Here is a 20,029-nt window from a genome sequence, read left to right on the forward strand (position 1 = left end):
GCGGACCCTTCTGGGGTCGGATGGCGGACTTGGCGACGGCACTGGCCCTCGTTGCGGGCATTGTCCTGTCGACGGTCGTCTTCGACACGGTGGCGAGCTTCTACCCCGGCACGGGTGCGGTCAAGTCCACGCCCCCTGAACAGCCAGCAGAGGCCCTGGTGGGGGATTGCCAGCGGGTCGGCCCGGTGAGCGGCGACGGCCTCGGCTACTGGTGGCACTGTGGGGTTACGGTTCGGACCCGCGACGGCCGTGAGGTGGAGACCGTCGTTGAACACTCGGTCGTCACTCCGCGTGACCGGGGCAAGGCGGTCGAGTTCCGGGAAGTGTGCTACGGGAAGGACAACTCCGATTGTCGGTACGGCCGTCCTGTGGCACGCGTCTGGGCGCTGGCACTGTCGATGATGGGCATAGTGAGGATCGGCCTGCTGCTCCTGCTGGCTGTCGGGGTCAGTTTCGCCCTGGTCCGGGCAGTGGTGGGTGTCCCGGCTGTCATTGCCTGGTACAACCGTCGTAACAAGAGATGACCTTGGGCTGCGGATGGCCGGTGGGCGGACGACACAGTCCCCGCCCGCCGGCCATCCGCCTCGCCTGGGGCGTTCCTTATGGAACATTTGAGCTACGGTCGTAGCCCGAGCGCCGGATCGATGGTGTCGGCAAACGTGGGAGTTCTTAATGAGCAAGGCAGGACCGGCCGAGCGGCGAACCACATTAACCATCACCCTGCGTCACCCTGCTGCGACCTTTCTCTATGGGGCCACCAAGCCTCGGGTGAAGTTGGACGGCGAGGACGTTGCCATCGGCGGCTGGGGCCGGCACACGATCGCCGTCAGCCCCGGACAGCACCGCATGGAAGTGTGGGTGCCATACGTCCTGCCAAGGAAGGCGGGGCGTGCCAGCCGTGAGTTTGGCATCGACGAGGGGGCGGACGTGGCCCTTGAGTACATGGCCCCCACCATCACCCTCGCTCGCGGTGCGCTCGGTGCGCCCGGCGAGCAGAAGTCCACCGGCTATTCCGCTGTGATGATCCTCAACGTCGTCGCCGTGCTCGTCGTCCTGGGCGTCTGCGCGGCGCTCGCCCTCTCCTGAACTCCTACCGGCAATGGTCGTGGGGCGGGCCCCGTGGCCGCGCCTGACGGTCTTCTACACCGTTGTACCGTGATGTTCCTGAAATGCTGAAAGGCGGATAATCGAACTCGCGGCGTTTCAGCCAACTGGCCAGCGCGGCCGTCATGGGCATCCTCGCCTCCCGTCCCCTTACCTGTGACCGCGATGGCGTAACCCCTCGTACGGTGAGAGCCGTGCCGGTCCGTCCGGCCGTAGGTGCCCTGCCGGGTGCCTACGGCCGAACAACAGTGGCCTCGACCGTCAGAGATCGGTTGACTCCGGGGCGGTCCAGGAGGAGCGGATCAGCTCCCGTTCCGTGGCCGCGAGGTGGGTGGTCGCGGCGACCCACGCCCAGGCGTACCGGTCCGGGTCGGGATCGGTGCGCCGGCCGAACGCGTCCCGCCCGCGCCGGTCGGACTCGTCGGCGAGCGCGGCGGCCAGCGCGGCGGCGGTGGTGAAGCCGGCGCGGCGCAGCGTCCCGGTCAGTCCGACGCCCTCGCCCCGGGCCGCCTCGGCGACCGCGCGACGGCCGCCGGAGACGGCCAGCTCCACCAGCCGGCGCACCCGCCACAGCGGGGACTCCGCGACCGCGTCGGCCCCGACGGCGAGGACCGGCGCGGCCGGGTCGCGCGGCGGCAGGTGACCGCCCTGGAGTTCGTCGTAGCCGAGGTCCGCCCGGCCGTGCCAGTCCGCCGGCAGCCGCAGCGTCGCGGCGGCGCCCGGCAGCGGCCCGACCGCGAGCGGGCGCAGCGTGCCGGCCCGGTCCGGGTCCAGCCGGCCGACCACCCGGACCCGTAGGCCCGGACGGGTGGCGAGCCGCCGCAGGTTGGCCACGTGGGCCAGCATCGGGTGGGAGCTGACCGGCGCGAGCCGGATCACCGGCCCGCCCGGCACGGGTACGCGCTCCGTCGTGGCGTCGGCGGCGGGGACCAGCTCGCGGGCCAGCACCTGGTCGCCGACGGCGCCCACCACCATCAGGTCGCAGCCGACCAGCGCGGTCCCCGCCCGCGCCGGGTCCTCCGGGTCCTCGGCGGCGGCGAACTGGGCGGTCACCACCTCGGCGAGCGGGCGAGCGAACAGCTCCGCCAGTGGCCCGGTGGACCAGTCGCTCCCGGCGAGTGGGCTGGCGCGGACCCCCTTGCCGGCGCCGAGCCGGCCGTCGGGGGAGACGGTGGTGCCGGTGATCCGCAGGCCGCCACGCGCCAGCACCGCGTGGTTGACCGCGACCGCGCCCATCTCGGTGACGGCCCGGGCGCAGTCCCGCGCCCGGTCGGGGCCGCCCGGCTTCACGTCGCCGAAGGAGAGTTGACGCCCGTCGGCGGCGAGCAGGTGGGTGACCACCCCGGCGTACCCGTTCGCGCTGATCACCGGCTCCCGGCAGACGCCGTACACCTCCAGCGCGCCGTCCGGCTGGTAGGCCCGCCGGAGGACGCCGACCAGCGCCGGGTCGGGGTCGCCGGCGGCCAGTCGGCCGGCCACGTACAGCAGGTCGTGCAGCACCTCGACCAGCTCGGCCAGCCGGTGGCCGGCCTGTCGTTCCCGGTGGGCGCGCAGGCCGCGCACCGCGCGAAGCGCGGCGGTCTCGGCCCGGGGCAGGCCGGCCAGCCGGGCGCCGTGCGCGGCCCGCAGCAGTTCGGCCTGGGGGACCGCGCCGGCGGCCGGCGCGCCGGCGGCGAGCACGGCGGCGGCGGCGCGCCACAGCGCACCGGCGGCGGCCCGCTGCGCCTTCGTCGGTGCCGCGCTCCGGCCGGTACGCCCGGCGGCCGACTTCCCGGTCCGGCCGGTCGCCGTCCCCCTGCCGTCGGGGGCGGACGACGCGGCGACGGACGCCGGGGCGGGCCGGGTGGCCGGGGCGGCGACCGGGCAGGCGACCAGGACCGCGGTCCGGTGCAGACAGCGGGGCGCCAGCAGGCAGGTGCACCGCGCCTGGTGCGCGTCGGTCACCGCGCCGGTCGGTCCGGGCGTGAGGGTGACCAGGGCCTCGGGGCCGCAGTCGACCGACACGCCGCCGTCCACCCGGTCGACCGGTGCCCCGGCCAGCCGTCCGACGGTGACGTCCAGCCGCTTGTGCAGCCTAGGTGGCAGGGCAGCCACCGCCGCGGCGGCGACCTCGGGCAGCACCGGCGGCAGCAGTCCGGTGGGCGTGCGGTCCGGCGACAGGGTGGCGCGCGTGACGTCCGTCAACGTGATCCTCCGCGGATGCGGTCGCCCACCCAGCGGGCGAGTTCGAGCGGGCTGAGAGCGGCGACCGGCATCCCGGCCGCGACGAGCTGCTCGGCGACCGGTACCGAATAGCAGGGCACTCCGCTGTCACTGAGCGCGGCGCAGCCGAGCAGGTGCACGCCGGAGCCGGCCAGGGCGCGGACCTCGCCGAGCAGCCCGGCCAGCGGGTAGCCCTCCTCGAAGTCGCTGACCACCGCGACGATGGTGCGGCTCGGCACGGTCACCAGCGAGCGGGCGTGGGCCAGCCCGGCGGCGATGTGCGTGCCACCGCCGACGCGCACCTCCAGCAGCAGCGACAGCGGGTCGTCGACCCGGTCGGTCAGGTCGGCCACCTGGGTGGAGAAGGCGAGGAAGTGGGTGGAGAGGGTGGGCACCCCGGCCAGCACGGCGGCCGTCAACGCCGACCACACCACCGACGCCTCCATCGAGCCGGACACGTCGACCACCAGCACCAGCCGCCAGTCGGCCTCCCGGCGGACGCGGGTGTGGAAGATTGGACGTTCCGGCACCACCACGGTCCGGCCGTCGTCGAGGTGCCGGGTGTGGCGCAGGTTCGCCTGGAGCGTACGGGCGAGGTTGAGCCGGCCGCCGGGCCGACGCGACGGACGCGGGTTGGACAGCCCGGTCAGCGCCGGACGGAGCTGGGTGGACAACTGCCGGGTCAGCTCCTCGACCAGCCGCCGGACCAGTGGCCGCAGCTTGGCCAGGTGCCCCTCGGGCAGGCCGCCGGCCAGGGACAGCACCGAGGTCAACAGCTCCATCGAGGGGCGTACGGCCGCCGGGTCGAGCTCGGTGAGCACGTCGGTACGGCCGTTCTCAACCGCCCGGGCGATGACCTCCTCGCGTACGGCCGTGCCGAAGAGCGCCTCGAGTTCGTCGGCCCACTCGCGCGCCGTCGGGAAGGAAGCTTCCTGGCCACCGCCGGCCGCCTGGCCGAGGTCGGTGGCACCCTCGCCCTGGCCCGCCCCGTACAGCTCGTCGAGGGCGCGGGCGTAGCGGCGGGCGTCGGCCGGCAACCGGTCGGGTTGGCGGCCGAGCAGCAGCCGCCACCGGTCGGCGGGGGTGAGCTGGGCGGCCGGCGCGTCTGGGCGGGTCCCGGTGGTGGCGGAGCCGACGGGCGTACCCGGCGCGCAGCCGGGCGGCGCGTCCGGGCCGGAAGCGGCGTCGGCCGGGCCAGCGTCGAGCGGGCCGGGATCGGGGTCGGCCGGGTCGGAGTCCGTGTCGGCCGGGGCGGTGTCGGCCGAGCCGGGATCGGCATCGACGTCGGCCGGGGCGGTCGGCTCGCCCGGGATCGGGACGTGGCGCGCGGTCAGGGCGGCCCGGCCGGCCAGGTCGGCGGCGGTCCAGCGGGCCAGCAGCTCGGGCGGGATGGACAGGGCCAGGTCGAGCCGGTCGCCGAGCCGGTCGGCGACGGTGTGCAGCAGGCGGTCGCGGGCCGCCGGGGTGAGCACGTCGAACCCGCCGCGCAGCGCCGGCAGCCGGTCCAGGAACTCGGTGTCGGTGAGCCGCTCGATCCGCTCCAGCAGCGGGTCCAACGCGGCCGGGGCGGACTGCAACAGCGGGTGCGCCCCGGTGAGCAGACCCCCGAGCAGCCGGTGCAGGTGTCGCCGGGTGTCCGGCCCGGTCGCCGCGTCGACCCAGCCGGCCACCCGGGTGCCCAGCACCTCCAGGTCGGTCAGGTCGAGCAGCACCCGGGCGGCCAGGGCGGCACCCTGGATCAGCGGCGAACCGGCCCGGGCCAGGTGGCCGAGGGCCTCGTCCAGGCGCAGGCCGATCCGATCCTCGCCGGCGCGGACCGCGAGGTCGACCAGCGCGGCGGCGTCGGCGGTGGCGTCGCTGCCGGCCAGGCCCGGCAGCCCGCGTACCGCCGCGTCCAGCAGCACGACGGCCAGCTCGGCCGCCCGGGCCCGGCCGGCGGCGGTGGTGCCGGGCAGGTGCTCGCGGCGCAGGGCCTCCAGCAGGTCCAGGGCGGCCAGCAGCTCGGGCAGCGTGCCGGTGCCCGGCAGCACCACGGAGGCCAGCTCGAGCCGGTCGGTGACCAGCTCGGGCAGGTCGCAACGGGCGGCGTCGCGCAGCCCGGTGAGCAGTTGCGCGGCGGTGGAGCCGCCGTCGGCGGCCTCCCGGCGGAAGCGTTCCCGCAGGGTGCCGGCCGCGGCCAGGGCCGCGGTCACCCCGCGTACGCCGACCAGGTCCAGCCGGGCCGCCACGGACGGCGTCCAGGCCAGTTGCCAGCGGGTGGTCAGGGCGGCGCCGTCGCCGGTGCCGGAGACCGAGATCGGCTCGCCGTAGCCGATGCCGCAGATCCGCAGGCGGCGCAGCAGGATCTCCCGCCGCCCGTCCAGCTCGGTGCGCAGCGGATCGAGCCGGACCTCGCGGGCCTTCGGGCTGTCCGGGCCGGGCAGCCGCAGCGCGGTGAGCTCCGCCTCGACGGCGGGGCCGAGGCCGGAGCGCGGGGTGCCGGGGGCGAGCCGGCCCCGCTCGGCGCCCACGAGCACGGTCTCCAGCGCCCTGGCCAGGGCCCGGCCACGGCCGAGCAGTTCGCCCTGGCCGAGCACGGTGGTCACCGCCTCCAGCACCTCGCCCCGGCCGGGAGCGGGCAGGCCCCGCAACCGGGCCAGGTCGCCGGCCAGCCGTACCGTCTCGGCGGCCTCGCCGGTGCCGGCGGTGTGCCCGGCCGCGCGCAGTTCCCGGCACACGTCGGTGATCGCGCGGGCGGCGGCGGCCCGGATCGGCTCCGGGTCGCCGGCGGCGGTGAAGACGGACTGCTGCCAGCGCGGGTCGCGGATCCCGGCCGGGTAGCCGGAACGGGAGTCGAGCAGGTCGAACGCGTACGGCACCAGCGAGGTGACCGCCGCGCCGCCGCCGTCGGTGGCGGCCGGGACGGACCGGACCTCACCGGTCGGGGCCGCGCCGGCCGTGCCGACCGTGCCGACCGTCCGGGTCGCGGCGGCGTCGTCGGTGGATCCGGCGGCGGGTACCGAGGGGGCGTCGGTCGGCGCGGCGGCGAGCAGGGCCGGGGCGTGGAACGCGCCGACGACGGCGGCGACCCGCCGGCCGTCCGCGCCCGCCTCGGCCAGGACCCGGCGCATGTGCCGCTCGCGGGCCAGGTCCCGGGCCGGCACGCCGTCGCCGTCGGCGCTGTCGGCACGCATCGCCCAGCCGACGCCGAGGGCGGCCCGACGGACCGCCTCGGGTTGGCAGCCCGGGGCGCGCACCTCGACCACCCGGTCCCACAGGTCGTCGCCGTCCCGGCCGGTGCCGCTGGCGCCGAGGGCGGCGGCGTAGCCGGACCGGCGCGGACCGGCCACCGGCTCACCGGCGTGCGGGTCGGCTTCGGCGGTCGGTCCGGCACCGGCATCCGGGCTGGCATCGGCGTGCGCTCCGGCCCCGGCGGTCGGTCCGGCGTCGGCGTCCGTGCCGGCACCGGCGTGCGGGTCGGGCTCGGTGGTGACGGCGCTCCAGCCGGGGTCGGCCAGCGGCAGGTCGCAGCAGAGCACCTCGACGCCGCGTTGCCGGGCCCAGCGGATCGCGGCCAGTTCGGGGGAGAAGTCGGCGAACGGGTAGAAGCCCGTCGGCCCCTCCTCGCCGTGGCTGCCGACCAGGGCCAGCGGAGCCCGGGCGGCCGGGTCGGAGAGGTACGGCAGCCAGCGCTGGAAGTCGGCCGGCAGCTCGACGCAGACCACCTCGGCCCCGGCGGCGTCCAGCAGGGCCGGGACCACCGCCGCCAGGGCCGGGCTGTGGTGCCGCACCCCGATCAGGTACGGCCGGGTGCAACCGGCGAGCGCGTCGACCACGGCTCGCGGGTCGGCCGGCGTCGGCCCGACGGTCGACGGGCTGACCGCAACGGGGGGCGAGGTGCGGGACGAGGCCACCGGAGGCGACGTGCGGGGCGAGGTCGTCACCGCAGGTTCTCCCGCAGGTCCCAGAGCCGCCGCCACATCGCCGAGCCGTCCTCGGCGCGGCGACGCACCGGCCCGTCCCAGTAGCCGAGCAGCCGGGCGTGGTCGTTCTGGTCGTCCTTGCGGACCACGCCGAGCAGGTGCCCGGGCACCAGGTCGAGCACGTCACCGCCGGGCAGGTACGCGGCGGCCAGCCCGAGCGACGCCGCCACCTGCACGGCCTCGGCCGTGGACATGACCGTGCCGGGCCGCTCCACGTCCCAGCCCTCACCCGACCGGCCGGAGCGCAGGTCGCGGAAGACGGTGACCAGGGCGTCCAGCACCGCGTCGTCCACCGTGTAGGTCGCGCCGGAGCGCTGCACGGCGGCGGTGGCCTGCCGGCGGACCAGGTCGGTCTCGGTCTCCGCGTCCGAGATCGGGTGGATGGTCTCGAAGTTGAACCGGCGCTTGAGGGCCGAGGACATCTCCGACACGCCCCGGTCGCGCAGGTTGGCGGTGGCGATCACGGTGAACCCGGGCGCCGCGCGGATCAGGCCGTCGTCGGTGCCGCTCAGCTCCGGCACGTTCATCCGCCGGTCGGACAGGATGGACACCAGCGCGTCCTGCACCTCGGGCAGGCAGCGGGTCACCTCCTCGATCCGGACCACCCGGCCGGTGCGCATCGCGGTCAGCACCGGCGAGTCGACCAGCGCCTGCGGGGTGGGGCCCTGGGCGAGCAGCAGGGCGTAGTTCCAGCCGTACCGGAAGGCGTCCTCGGTGGTGCCGGCGGTGCCCTGCACGGTCAGCGCGCTGGTGCCGCTGACCGCGGCGGCCAGCAGCTCGGAGAGCATGGACTTGGCGGTGCCGGGCTCGCCGACCAGCAGCAGGCCCCGCTCGCCGGCCAGGGTGACCACGCACCGCTCGACCAGGCTCCGCTCACCGACGAACTTCGCCGCGATGGTCATGCTGGCCGGCAGTTCGGCGCCGGCCGGGCCGGTGCGCCGGTCGGCGGGCAGCTTCAACGCCTCGCCGTCGCTGCCCCGGATGAAGGTGACCACGGCGCGCGGGGTCAGCGCCCATCCCGGCGGCCGGGCCCCGTCGTCGTACGCGGCCAGGAAGGCCAGCTCGTCGGCGTACCGCTGTTCGGCGGAGAGGACCTGGGCGGCGGTCTCCGACGCCACGTCGGGGTGGGCGTGTGCCATCACGGTCACTGCGGTTCCTCGATCTCTGTCTGGTGCGGGCGGGGTCAGCGGCGGGTGCCGCGGGTGGGGAGGTCGTCGAATCGGGGCCGGTCGCCCTCGCGCAGGCGCTGCCAGGCCCGTCGGTAGAGGTCGGCGACCGGCTCGAACGGCACGGTCACGCCGAGCCCGGCCGTACCGTCCGGCGCCAGGTCGAACAGGGCGGTCTTCCAGCCCTCGACCGGGGCCTGTCCGCTGCCGCGCTCCAGCCACGGGCCGGGCAGGAACAGCGACCGGCCGGCCCGGGGGCGGCTGGCCTCCACGAGCAGGTCGGTGCCGGCCAGTTCGGCGCGGGCCGCCGCCAGCCGGGCCGGCTTCCAGCCGGTCCACCTGGCCGCGTTGCGGTCGGTCGGGTCCGGCATGGCCAGCAGCATCAGGTACACCGCCGCCGCGTCGGCGCCCAGGCCGTGTTCCCCCGCCACCTCGGCGACCAGGTCGGGCACCGAGCGGGTCGGGTCCTGCGGCCACCAGGTGCCGTCCGCCGCTGGCGCGCCGCCGGCCGGCTGCCCCGGATCGTCGAGCAGCGCCGCGAACCGTGGGTCGCGGGCCAGGCGCAGCGCCACCTCCGTCGGGTACGGCTTGGCCGCGTCCGCCCGCAGCGCCGGCAGGTACGGGTCCGTCCCGTCGGCGTCGAGCAGGTCCGGCCGCAGCGCGGGCGAGGGCTGGCTGTCGTAGGTGGACAGGACGATGGCGCCGTACCGTTCCCAGCCCGGCCCGGTCTCCGACGGGGTGCCCGCCACCTGCCGGAACGCGGGCAGGGAGGCGTACCGGTCGAGGTCGAGCAGCAGGCCCGGGTTGGCCAGCCGGGCCCGGATCGCGGCCAGCGCGGCCGGCAGCGCGGCCCGGCACGGGTCGCTGGCGGGCGTGTGGTGGGCCACCCAGGCCGCGAGGGCGACCGTCGAGCACAGCACCGGGCCGGTGAAGCCGGTCGCGGTGCCGTCGGCCTGCCGGGCCCGGTCGCCCTTGATCTCGAAGGCCAGGTCGGTGCTCAGCTCGGCCGAACGGGCCGGGTCGAGCAGCGCCGGCAACGCCTTCGCCGGCCCCCAACCGGTGTGGACCGTGCGCGTCGCCTCGGCGAGGAGCTGCTCGGGCACCGCCACCCGGCGGCCCAGGGCGGCGGTCCAGACCGCTGCGGCGGCGGCCACGTCCGGGCCGTCGGTCCAGAGCCGGGCCGGGTCGTCCGGCAGCAGCGCCGAGACCACGGCCCGCAGGAGCCGGGGCTTGGCCTCGCGCAGCACGCCGAAGGCCAGCTTGACCTCGCCGGCCTGCCGGACGCCGAGCGCCTTGCGCAGCTCGGGCGGCAGGGGACTGGTCGAGTCCGCGTGCGGGAGGCCGGCCAGCACCAGCTTCGCGGCGGTGGGAGTGACACCGGTCAGCTCGGCGAACCGCTCCGCCGCCTCCGGCCGCCAGGGCAGCGGGCCGCGCGCGGCCCACTCGGTGCGGAACCGGGCCAGCCAACCGGCCGGCCGCGCGTCACCGACCGGCATCGAGGTGACCACCGTGTACGGCTCGGGCACGGCGAACACGCCGGCCGGGTCGTGGTGCAGCGCCTCGAAGCTGTAGCCGGTTCGCGTGCCGCTGGAGGTGAGGACGGCGATGAACGCCCCGTCGGGCAACGGCAGGATGCCGGGCTGACCGGCTCGGCGGCGGGTGCCGTCGGGGTTGGTGAGGTCGGCGTCCAGCAGGTGCAGCGTGCAGCGGCGCCACCGGGCCGGGTCGGAGGCGACGCCCAGGTCGAGCCGGTCGAACTCGGTGAGCAGGGCGCGCAGGGTCTCCCGGTGGTCGTCCGGGGTGACCGCCGCGACGGCCCGGTAGGCGACGGACGCGACACCGCCGAGCAGGGACCACCAGTTCACGGCGGCCGGCATCGACGGCCCGTCGAGGTGCAGCCGCACGGCGGGTGCGCTGTTGGCTGCGGCGGAGCGCTGGGCGGCGAGCGTCTGGAACTGGGCGAAGGCGTGGGGCGCGATGATCGCCCCGCTGGTCGAGCCGCGCAGGCCGTCCAGCGCCAGGGTGAGCTGGCGGTCGCCCGGCCCGTTCGCGGTGCCCGCCGGCGCCGCCGTCGGGGCGGCCAGCGACCCGGTGAGCCGCTCGGCGACCGCCTCCAGGTCGGTGCGCGCCCGGGCGGCCAGCCGCAGCATCCCGGCCACCCCGGCCAGCACCGCGTCGTGACTGATCGCCGGCAGCGTCGCGCGGACCAGCTCGACCAGCGTGTCCTTCTCGTCCTCGACGGCGGGGCCGGTCACGCCGGCGTGACCGGCCGGCGCGCCGACCCCGGACGCCGCGACGGCGACGGGAAGGCCGGTGATGGCCTGCGTCGCCACGGTCAGCCCGGGTCGGGCCGCCGCCGTGACCCGCGCGGCCTCTGCCAGGGCGGCGCGGCGCTCGTCGAGGGCGGCCTTGAACAGCGTGGCGGCGGTGTCCCGGTCCACCCGGCGCAGGGCGGTGGAGCCGGCCGGATCCCGGGGCAGCATGTTGCCGAGGAAGTCCTGCGGCGGCAGCGGGGCCGCGCCGTCCTTCAGGCCGGGCGACGTCCTGGCGGTGGCCGACACCACGCCGTCCGGGTCGACCAGGACGACAGCGCCGAGGACGGCCCGGGGCCGGTCGTCGCCGGGCAGCACCAGCGCCGCGATCGGCTGCTGTCCCGGTGCCACGGCGACGCTGCGGCCGGCCAGGTCCTCGCCGCGTACCGAGCCGTCCGGCAGGGTGACCACCCGCCAGCCGAGCAGGCCGTCCACCGGGGCGGCGGCGGGGGTGACCCGGTCGGACAGGGCCGGGCGCAGCCAGCTCACCGACTCCTGGAGGCGGCTTCCGCTCACCGGCAGGTCGGCCAGGAACCGGGGCAGGCTGCGCCGGCCGTGGGTGTTGCTGGTCGGGTCGTACTCGTGCCAGCCGCGGTCGTCGCCCTCCTCTCCGGCGCGGTGGACCCAGTGGGAGGTGCCGTCGGTGATGACCGCCAGCTCCGCGGGGACGGCGGTGTCGCCGACGTGCAGCACGCCGTCGCCGGTGGTGCGCCCGCCGCCGGCCAGCGGCAGGGTGATGTGGTTGGCGCGGCTCCGCGTGCCGTGCAGGTAGCCGCTGATGGCCTGCGGCTCGCCGGGCGACGCGTGCCAGTAGCCGCACTTGTCGTACTCGAACGCCCGGGATCGCCAGAAGACCAGCAGTTGGCCGTCGACGTAGTGGTAGCCGGGTTGGCCCCACAGGTCGCCGGCCGGGATGCGCAGGTCGTGGCGGAGCACGATGCCCTCGGCGCCGAGCACGCGCACGGTGGTCGGCCCGCCCAGGATCACGTACGGCCAGGCCTCCTGCCGGACCACCTCGACCTTGTGGTCGCCGCCGGTCACCTCCTGCCAGGCCAGCTCCCAGTCCGGCCAGCCCAACTCCTCGATGAGCCCGCCGCGTAGGCAGCGGGCGACGCTCCCGGCGAGGTCGACGTCGAGGGCCTGCCCGAGCTCGTCGCCCGCGCCGGGCCCGTCGGAGACCAGGCGCAGCGCCTCGACCGGCAGGCCGTCCAGCCACCGCACCGAATCCGGCAGGTACGGCAGCCCCTTGGTGAACCGGGCGCGGATCCGGGCCCTCAGCCACTCGTCCAGCAACGGCCGGACGCCCGGCGTCTCGACGATCCGGCGCAGGGCGGCCTGCCGGCCGTCGAGAGGGTCGAGACCCCGGCGCAGCGCCCCGGTGAAGCGGTCGTCGCCGGCCAGGGCGAGCAGGTCCCGCCTTCCCCCGACGCTCACCCAGTGCGCCAGGCGCAGGGCAGCGCCTTCCTTGGGCGGGGCCACCGGCACCCCGAGGGCGAGCAGCAGGTCGAGCAGGTCCAGGTCGTCGTCGGCGGCGAGGGTCTCGCCGCTGTCGGACAGCTCGGCGCGCAGCCGGTCGGCCATCCGCTCCACGATCGGGTAGAACTCCTCGCAGGGGCGGTGGTGGTTCAGGTCTGCCCGGCTCACGTAGCGGCGCAGCCAGCCGACGGAACCGTCGTGCGGGCGGGCCGCCTCCGGCGCGTCCGGGTCGTACAGCCCGGCCAGCGCACCGGTGTCGGCCAACAGGGACAGCCACATCCTCAGGTTGTCCCGGTCGGCCGGCGTCAGGTCGAGCAGGCTGCCGCGGATCGCCGGGTCGCGGCCGGCCAGCGCCGTCAGCGCCGGCAGGTGCGCCTTCCACCAGCCGGCCGGCGCCTCGGCGGCCACCGGTAGCCGTACCATCTCGGCCAGGTAGGCCGCCTCACGCTCGGCGACGGCGGCGATGGCCTCGGCGGCGGCGGCCTTGGTGGCGGCTTTGGCGGTGGCGGCGGTGGCCCTGGTGGCGGCAGTCCTGCCGGCGGCCCTCGTGGTGGCGGCCCTGGTGGTGGTGCCCTTCGTGGTCGTGGCGGCCTTCGTCGCGGTGCGGACCAGGCGGTTCACCGCGCTGGCCGACTGCGTGGAGGGAACCACGCCGGCGGCTGCGGCCCGCAGCGCCAGCCGACAGAACCGCCGCAGCGCCTCGTCGGCCGGCAACTGGGCGGACAACTCCTTCGCGTGACCGGCCAGCGCGGTCGCGGAGACCACCCCGGCCGCCGCGAACTCCACGTGGACCTCGTCCAGCCGGTCGAGGTCGACCGGCAGGCCGTGCTGCGCCTCCGCCTTGCGCGCCTTGTTGAACAGTTGCGTCGCGTAGGTGTCCTGCCCGGCGCCCAGGAACACCCGCGCCGCCTGCTCGTAGAAGGTCGGCAGGAGGTGCGGCAGCGTGCGGGCGAACCGGTCGGCGACGCCCAGGTGGCCGTCCAGGGCGGCCTTCGGCCGCGACCGGACCTGCTTGGCCAGCTTCTGCAACTCCGGCACCACCGCCAAGGCGTGCCGACCGTCCGCCGGGTGGTGCACCAGCACCCACTCGGGGAACGCCAGCGGGCGGCGCGGGCCCAGCCCGACGACGGCGGGCTCGGCGCTCGGCGTCAGGCCGAGGAACCCGACCGCGATGTCCTCGCCCTCGCCGAGGGCGGCGTCGACCAGGCGGACCACCGGCCGGTCGCCGAGGGCCGGGTGCCGGTAGGTGCGGACGGTGAGGGGCACCGCCTGGTCGCCGACGCCGGCGGTGTCGATCGGCAGTACCGCGCCAGCGGCGAGCAGGCTCGCGGCAGCGGATTCCTCGTCCGACCTGGTCGTCATCCCGGTCACGCCTTCTCTCCCGTTCGCGTCGGGGCACCGGACAGGGCCGCCGCCATCCGCATTCCTTCCGACCAGGCCACCGGCCCGACCTCGGTCAACCGCAGCGTCGGCCCGTCGACGACCGCCCAGGAGAGGCTGCCCAGGGTCGCCTCGGAATCCCAGTAGTCCTCGTCGAACCGCAGGGTCGCCTCGACCGTGTGGCCGGCCTCCCAGACCCGGCACCTGATCTGCGAGCCGGACACCCGGAAGCCGAGCGTGGCGGCCCGGGCGGCCAGCCGGTTGGGGACCGTGGTGCCGTGGAAGTCGGTGATCGTGGTGTCCCGGTCCCTCACGTTGGCGGGCCTGCCCCAGGTGCCCCGGTGCAGTTGCTCGACCCGCTGGGTGATGTCCAGTTCGTCGGCGAATTCGCGCAGGTCCGCCAGCTCGGGCAGGCGCACCGGATGGGGCAACGTGGCGCTGGCCGGCGAGAGCCGGACGGTCTCCCCGTCGAGGTTGACCACCCGCAGGTCACCGGCGTCGCTGACGTCCCGCAGGAAGCCCGGCTCGGCCGGGTCGTCCCCGAGCACCACGAGGTCGCGCAGCGCGTCCTGCCACGCCGGGTCCGGCCAGACGCGGGCCAGCAGCCCGCTCGGCACCGGCAGCGAGGACACCACCCAGGCGTCGACCCGTGCCAGGCAGTCGGCCGCGTGCCGGTCCAGCCACTGGCCGAGCTGGCGCAGCCGCTCCACCTCGGGGTCGTCGCGCAGCACCTTCGGCAGCGACTTCAACGGGCGACCGCCGGCCCGTGGGCCGGTGGACCGGGCCGCCACCTTCCCGTCCACGAGAGAGACCTCGTAGTGGTCTCCCACCGGTAGCCAGCCCATCAGGAACCCTCCACAGTGGCCTTCCCGGCCGGCATCCATGATGATGTGGCCGAGGTTGATCAACGCAGCGGCACGCTAGCAGCAGTGACCGACACGACAGAATTCCGTCGGCCGCGCGGCGGCAGGCCACATCGCCGAGGGACGGCGACCGACTTCGACGTAAGCCCTGGCCGGTCGCCCGGACGCCGACACGCGGGGCCGAGTTCGGATCCGCACATGACCCGGTTCCATAGCATCAATGCTATGACGTGGGGTAGTGTGGAGCTTGAGCCCGAAGTCCGAGGACTGGCTGGAGGGACTTTCGACAGCGCATTTCGCGAGAGCGGCCTTCTACGTCGACCTGCTCGCCGGACGAGGGCCGATCCTCGGCGAGCCGTACACGAAGCAGCTCGACGGCAAGCTGCGCGAACTGCGGTTCTACCTGGAGCGCGACCCGGTCAGGGTGACCTACTGGATCGCCACAGGTCGTCGCATCATCCTGCTGACGGTCTTCCGGAAGACCCGGATGCGGGAGGATCGCGAGATCGAGCGGGCTCGACGGGCGTGGGAACGATGCGTGGCGGAGCGGCACACTGTGCACCAGGGGGCGGAGCAGTGAACGATCGAGTCGACTGGAACGAACTACGTGAGCGACGCCTGGCGGAGCCCGGGGCCGCAGACGCCTACGAGGCGGCGCGGATCGCTTTCGAGCTCGGGCAGACGGTACGAGGGCTGCGTGAGCGCAACGGCTGGAGCCAGACCCAGCTTGCGCGCGCCGCAGGCATGACGCAGTCGGCGGTGGCCCGCTTCGAGGCCGGCGGGACGGTGCCGACCCTGACGGTGCTCGAACGGCTGGCCAGAGCGCTGGACATGAGACTGGACGTCACGTTCGCACCCCGGGCGGACGCAGCCTGAGGTCAGTCGCGGCGCAGCCAGAGGACGCCCAGCGGGGGCACCCGCAGCGCCACGGACGCCGGCAGGCCGTGCCACGGCACGTCCTGCGCGTGCACCTCGCCCAGGTTCCCCACCCCCGAGCCGCCGTAGTGGTGGGCGTCGGTGTTGAGCACCTCCGCCCACGTGCCGGCGGCGGGCAGGCCGACGCGGTACTCCTCCAGCGGTACGGCGGAGAAGTTCGCCACGCAGACCAGCGTCGCGCCGTCCGGGGCGATGCGGACGAAGGAGACGGCGTTGTTGGCCACGTCGTCCCCGGCGATCCAGCGGAACCCGGCCGGCTCGGTGTCCTGCGCCCAGAGCGCCGGGGTGTCGCGGTAGACGCGGTTCAGGTCGCCGACGAGGCGCTGCACGCCGGCCCGCGCCGGGTCGTGCAGCAGGTACCAGTCGAGGCCGCGCTCCTCGCTCCACTCCCGGTCGTCGCCCAGCTCGCAGCCCATGAAGAGGAGCTGCTTGCCCGGATGCGCCCACATGAACGCCAGCAGCGCGCGCACGTTCGCCAGCCGCTGCCAGGTGTCGCCGGGCATCTTGCCGACCAGGGAGCCCTTGCCGTGCACCACCTCGTCGTGGCTGATCGGCAGCACGTAGTTCTCGCTCCACGCGTACGCCAGCGAGAAGGTGAGCTGATGGTGGTGGTGCTGCCGGTGGACCGGGTCCTTCGAGGTGTAGAGCAGGGTGTCGTGCATCCAGCCCATGTTCCACTTGAACCCGAAGCCCAGCCCGCCGTCGGAGGTGGGACGGGTGACGCCCGGCCAGGCCGTCGACTCCTCGGCGATCATCACCACCCCGGCGTGGTGCTTGTAGACGGTGGCGTTGACCTCCTGCATGAAGGCGATCGCCTCCAGGTTCTCCCGGCCGCCGTGCACGTTGGGCACCCACTGCCCCTCGGGGCGGGAGTAGTCGAGGTAGAGCATCGAGGCGACCGCGTCGACGCGCAGCCCGTCGACGTGGAACTCGTCGAGCCAGTAGAGCGCGTTGGCGACCAGGAAGTTGCGCACCTCGCGGCGGCCGAAGTCGAAGACGTACGTGCCCCAGTCGGGGTGCTCGCCCCGGCGCGGGTCGGGGTGCTCGTAGAGCGGGGTGCCGTCGAACCGGGCCAGCGCCCACTCGTCCTTCGGGAAGTGCGCGGGCACCCAGTCGAGGATCACCCCGACGCCCGCGCGGTGCAGGGTGTCGACCAGGTGCCGGAAGTCGTCGGGGTCACCGAAGCGGGAGGTGGGGGCGTAGTAGCCGGTGACCTGGTAGCCCCAGGAGCCGCCGAACGGGTGCTCCATCACCGGCAGGAGCTCCACGTGCGTGAAGCCCAGCTCCGTGACGTACGAGGTGAGCTGCTCGGCCAGCTCCCGGTAGCCGAGGCCAGGCCGCCAGGAGCCGAGGTGCACCTCGTACACGCTCATCGGCTCCTGGTGCGGCGACCGCCGGGCGCGGCGCGCCAGCCAGTCGGCGTCGCCCCACTCGTAGGTCGAGCGGTGCACCACCGACGCGGTGGCCGGCGGCACCTCCGCGTACGCGGCCAGGGGGTCGGCCTTGTCCCGCCAGTGCCCGTCGGCGCCCAGCACCCGGTACTTGTACCGCGCCCCGGCCGGCACCCCCGGCACGAGGATCTCCCACACGCCGCTGGAGCCCAGCGAGCGCATCGGCCAGCCGTCGTCGGGGCCCCAGCCGGTGAAGTCGCCGACCACCCGCACGCCGCGCGCGTTCGGGGCCCACACGGCGAACGCCACGCCCGCATCGAGCACCCGCGCGCCGAGCGCCTCCCACAGCCGCTCGTGCCGGCCCTCGCCGATCAGGTGCAGGTCCAGCTCGCCGAGGGTGGGCGGGTGCCGGTACGGGTCGTCGTGCAGCGCGCCGTCGACCTCGACCCGGTAGTCGAGCGCCTCGCCCGGCACGACCGCCTCGAAGACGCCCGCGTCGTGCACCCGGCGCGTGGCGTGCCGCTCGTCGCCGACCAGCACGGTCACCGCCGCCGCGCCCCGGCGCAGGGTGCGGATCGTGGTGCGCCCGTCGGCGGGGTGCGCGCCGAGCACGGCGTGCGGGTCGTGCGCCGCGCCGGCGATCAGCTCGTCCATCGTGCGTCGTCCTTGTCAGCAGCGGCGGTGGGGGCGGTGCCCCCGGAAAGGTCTGCGGGCACGTCCTCGACCGTCAGGTCGGGCGCGGCCGGTGCGGCCGGCTCGGCGGCGGCCGGGGGAGTGGGCCGGCGCACCGTGAACACGTGCGCGGGTTGCAGGTACGGGTCGAGCCGTACCGCGTTGTGCTGCCCCCAGTCGTAGCCGGCACCGGTCAGCTCGTCGCGCACGGTGAACCGGTCGTGCCAGTCGAGGCCCAGCGCCGGCATGTCGAGGGTGGTGTTGCCCCACTGCACGGTGTGCGAGTCGAACGAGCAGACCACGATCACCGTGTTGCCGGTCTCCGGGTCGTGCTTCGACCAACACAGCAGGGCCGGGTTGTCGATGTCGTGGAAGACCAGGTTGCGCAGCCCGTGCAGGGCAGGGTTCTCGCGGCGCACCCGGTTGAGGGTGGCGACGAACGGGGCGAGGGAGCGCCCCTGCGCCTGCGCGCCCGCCCAGTCCCGGGGGCGCAGCTCGTACTTCTCGTTGTCCAGGTACTCCTCCGCGCCGGGGCGGGCGGTGTGCTCGAACAGCTCGAAGCCCGCGTACATGCCCCAGGAGGGGGAGAGCAGGCTGGCCAGCACCGCCCGGATCTTGAACATCGGCGGGCCGCCGTGCTGCAGGGACTCGTGCAGGATGTCCGGCGTGTTGGGCCAGAAGTTCGGCCGCATGTGGTCGACGGAGGCGACCAGCTCCTCGCAGTACTCCCGCATCTCGGCGGCCGTCGTGCGCCAGGTGAAATAGGTGTACGACTGGGTGAAGCCGATCTTGCCCAGCCCGTGCATGATCGCCGGCCGGGTGAACGCCTCGGCGAGGAACAGCACGTCCGGGTCGACGCTCTTGACCTCGCCGATCAGCCAGTGCCAGAAGTCGAACGGCTTGGTGTGCGGGTTGTCGACCCGGAAGATCCGGATGCCCTCGCCGACCCAGTGCAGCACCACCCGCAGGATCTCCGCCCGGATGCCCTCGGGGTCGTTGTCGAAGTTCAGCGGGTAGATGTCCTGGTACTTCTTCGGCGGGTTCTCCGCGTACGCGATCGTGCCGTCGGCCCGGGCGGTGAACCACTCCGGGTGCTCGGTCACCCAGGGGTGGTCCGGCGCGCACTGCAAGGCCAGGTCCAGCGCCACCTCCAGCCCCTGCTCGGCGGCGGCGGCCACGAAGTCGCGGAAGTCCTCCGGCGTACCCAGGTCGGGGTGGATGGCGTCGTGGCCGCCCTCGGCCGCGCCGATCGCCCACGGCGAGCCCACGTCGTCGGGCCCGGCGACCAGCGTGTTGTTGCGGCCCTTGCGGTTGACCCGGCCGATCGGGTGAATCGGCGGCAGGTAGAGCACGTCGAAGCCCATCGCCGCGACCCCGGGCAGCCGGTGGATCGCGGTGGCGAACGTGCCCGAGCGGGCCGGGGCGTCGACCGTGGCGGGGATCGCCCCCTCGGAGCGGGGGAAGAACTCGTACCAGGCGGAGAAGAGCGCCCGGGGGCGGTCCACCCAGAGCCGGTGCTCCTCGCCGGTGGTGACCAGCTCGCGCACCGGGTGCGCCCAGAGCAGGTCGGCCAGGTCGAGGGCCGGCGCGACCCGCCGGGGCAGCTCCTCCCCGGCGTCGCGCAGCGCCGCCACCGCCGCCCGGACCCGCTCGGCGTCGCCCGCCGGCACCAGCTCCACGGCGGCGGTCAGCACGCGTACGCCTTCGGCCAGGTCGTTGGCCAGCTCCGCCGCGCCCTGTCCGGCGGCGATCTTCTTCGTGACCGCGTTCTGCCAGGTGAGGTACGGGTCCTGGAACGCCTCGACGGCGAAGCTCCACTCGCCGACCGCGTCGGGGCGGATCGTGGCATGCCAGCGGTCCTGGCCGGGCTCGCCGGGGCGCATCCGGGTGAACGGCCGCGCCGCGCCGTCGGGGCCGAGCCAGACCACGTTGCAGCCCAGCGCGTCGTGCCCCTCCCGGTAGGCGCGGGCGGACACCGGCACCGCCTCGCCGACCACCGCCTTGGCCGGGTAGCGACCGCAGGAGACGACGGGGGAGACGTCTTCGATCGGGAACCGTCCAGTCACCCGATCAACCTACTGTGCGAGATCGTCTCGCGCGCGGCCAAGCCGCCACTGGCACCCGCCACAGCTCACGCGCGCTGCCACAGCTCGCCCGGGCTGCGCCGACGGGAAGCGTCCGGGGAGCGATGACCGGATATCCGGCGGGTCGCAGCTCGGCGTATACATCATGATTACGCAAAGTCATCGGGTGGTGGCGATTTGTGTGCTTGCAAGGCTTTGATCCTTTCCGTTTGTAATCGTCCTTGACGCGGGGTCTGGTCGGTGGATAGCTTGCATCAAGTCAACGATTGATGAATGGCAATTGAGCGAATCCACGGGGTGGTATGAGTCCGGACCAAAGTCGGTCCGCAGGGTTGGTGATGCGCTTCGTTGCGCCTCTCCTGTGGGCTGACAGTTGCGGCGAGGGTATTCCGCTGTTGCCGAGGCGGCGTCCCGCATGAATCGGGATTTAACATCTCCGGCAGATGCCGAGCCGACGTGTGAGGTGGTTGTCCACCCGCCG

The 20,029-nt window shown here is 74.9% G+C and carries 11 protein-coding genes; 4 read left to right on the forward strand and 7 right to left on the reverse strand.

Annotated features, from left to right (window positions below; genetic code table 11):
* The first annotated feature begins 20 nt into the window (after nt 1-20).
* Nucleotides 21-524, forward strand: coding sequence for a DUF6346 domain-containing protein (locus LPU43_RS01250; RefSeq protein WP_505845296.1), 504 nt, complete (start codon nt 21-23; stop codon nt 522-524).
* Between the two features lie 148 nt (nt 525-672).
* Nucleotides 673-1,086 carry a hypothetical protein gene (locus LPU43_RS01255; protein WP_229397954.1) on the forward strand — a complete coding sequence of 138 codons (414 nt, stop codon included), beginning with the start codon at nt 673-675 and terminating at the stop codon, nt 1,084-1,086.
* A gap of 279 nt (nt 1,087-1,365) precedes the next feature.
* Here the strand turns inward: LPU43_RS01255 and LPU43_RS01260 are convergent, their stop codons facing one another.
* Genes LPU43_RS01260 through LPU43_RS01280 form a run of 5 tightly spaced genes read right to left on the reverse strand, consistent with a single transcriptional unit; the run spans nt 1,366 to nt 14,447 of the window.
* Nucleotides 1,366-3,288 carry a hypothetical protein gene (locus LPU43_RS01260; protein ID WP_229397956.1) on the reverse strand — a complete coding sequence of 641 codons (1,923 nt, stop codon included), beginning with the start codon at nt 3,286-3,288 and terminating at the stop codon, nt 1,366-1,368.
* Nucleotides 3,285-7,229 (reverse strand): DUF5682 family protein, encoded by a 3,945-nt coding sequence (locus tag LPU43_RS01265; protein ID WP_229397958.1) that lies wholly within the window; start codon nt 7,227-7,229, stop codon nt 3,285-3,287. Before LPU43_RS01265 ends, LPU43_RS01260 begins: the two co-directional genes overlap by 4 nt.
* A complete protein-coding gene (locus LPU43_RS01270; protein ID WP_229398596.1) occupies nt 7,226-8,407 on the reverse strand; it encodes an ATP-binding protein in 1,182 nt (393 codons plus the stop codon). The genes LPU43_RS01265 and LPU43_RS01270 overlap by 4 nt, the downstream gene beginning before the upstream one ends.
* A gap of 44 nt (nt 8,408-8,451) precedes the next feature.
* Nucleotides 8,452-13,584: a hypothetical protein gene (locus tag LPU43_RS01275; protein WP_229397960.1), complete on the reverse strand. Its 5,133-nt coding sequence runs from the start codon at nt 13,582-13,584 to the stop codon at nt 8,452-8,454.
* A 5-nt stretch (nt 13,585-13,589) separates the two neighbouring features.
* The gene (locus LPU43_RS01280; protein WP_229397962.1) at nt 13,590-14,447 is read right to left on the reverse strand and encodes a DUF4132 domain-containing protein; all 858 of its coding nucleotides are present in this window, start codon (nt 14,445-14,447) and stop codon (nt 13,590-13,592) included.
* A gap of 265 nt (nt 14,448-14,712) precedes the next feature.
* Between LPU43_RS01280 and LPU43_RS01285 the strand changes: the two genes are divergently transcribed.
* On the forward strand, nt 14,713-15,045 hold the full coding sequence (locus LPU43_RS01285; protein WP_229397964.1) for a type II toxin-antitoxin system RelE/ParE family toxin: 333 nt from the start codon (nt 14,713-14,715) through the stop codon (nt 15,043-15,045).
* Complete coding sequence (locus LPU43_RS01290) at nt 15,042-15,341, forward strand: helix-turn-helix domain-containing protein (RefSeq protein WP_229397966.1); 300 nt, start codon at nt 15,042-15,044, stop codon at nt 15,339-15,341. The genes LPU43_RS01285 and LPU43_RS01290 overlap by 4 nt, the downstream gene beginning before the upstream one ends.
* A 2-nt stretch (nt 15,342-15,343) precedes the next feature.
* Here LPU43_RS01290 and glgB read toward each other — a convergent pair whose 3' ends face one another.
* Nucleotides 15,344-17,446 carry a 1,4-alpha-glucan branching protein GlgB gene (glgB, locus tag LPU43_RS01295; RefSeq protein WP_229397968.1) on the reverse strand — a complete coding sequence of 701 codons (2,103 nt, stop codon included), beginning with the start codon at nt 17,444-17,446 and terminating at the stop codon, nt 15,344-15,346.
* Nucleotides 17,434-19,530 (reverse strand): alpha-1,4-glucan--maltose-1-phosphate maltosyltransferase, encoded by a 2,097-nt coding sequence (locus LPU43_RS01300; RefSeq protein WP_229397970.1) that lies wholly within the window; start codon nt 19,528-19,530, stop codon nt 17,434-17,436. Before LPU43_RS01300 ends, glgB begins: the two co-directional genes overlap by 13 nt.
* Nucleotides 19,531-20,029 lie beyond the last annotated feature (499 nt).

Origin of the sequence: Micromonospora okii (assembly GCF_020884795.1) — a bacterium.
GTDB classification, from domain to species: domain Bacteria; phylum Actinomycetota; class Actinomycetes; order Mycobacteriales; family Micromonosporaceae; genus Micromonospora; species Micromonospora okii.

Coding starts and splice junctions, on each gene's coding strand:
- LPU43_RS01250 (WP_505845296.1), top strand. CDS start 21: ATGGCGGACTTGGCGACGGCACTGGCCCTCGTTGCGGGCATTGTCCTG.
- LPU43_RS01255 (WP_229397954.1), top strand. CDS start 673: ATGAGCAAGGCAGGACCGGCCGAGCGGCGAACCACATTAACCATCACC.
- LPU43_RS01270 (WP_229398596.1), bottom strand. CDS start 8,407: ATGGCACACGCCCACCCCGACGTGGCGTCGGAGACCGCCGCCCAGGTC.
- LPU43_RS01275 (WP_229397960.1), bottom strand. CDS start 13,584: ATGACGACCAGGTCGGACGAGGAATCCGCTGCCGCGAGCCTGCTCGCC.
- LPU43_RS01280 (WP_229397962.1), bottom strand. CDS start 14,447: ATGGGCTGGCTACCGGTGGGAGACCACTACGAGGTCTCTCTCGTGGAC.
- glgB (WP_229397968.1), bottom strand. CDS start 17,446: ATGGACGAGCTGATCGCCGGCGCGGCGCACGACCCGCACGCCGTGCTC.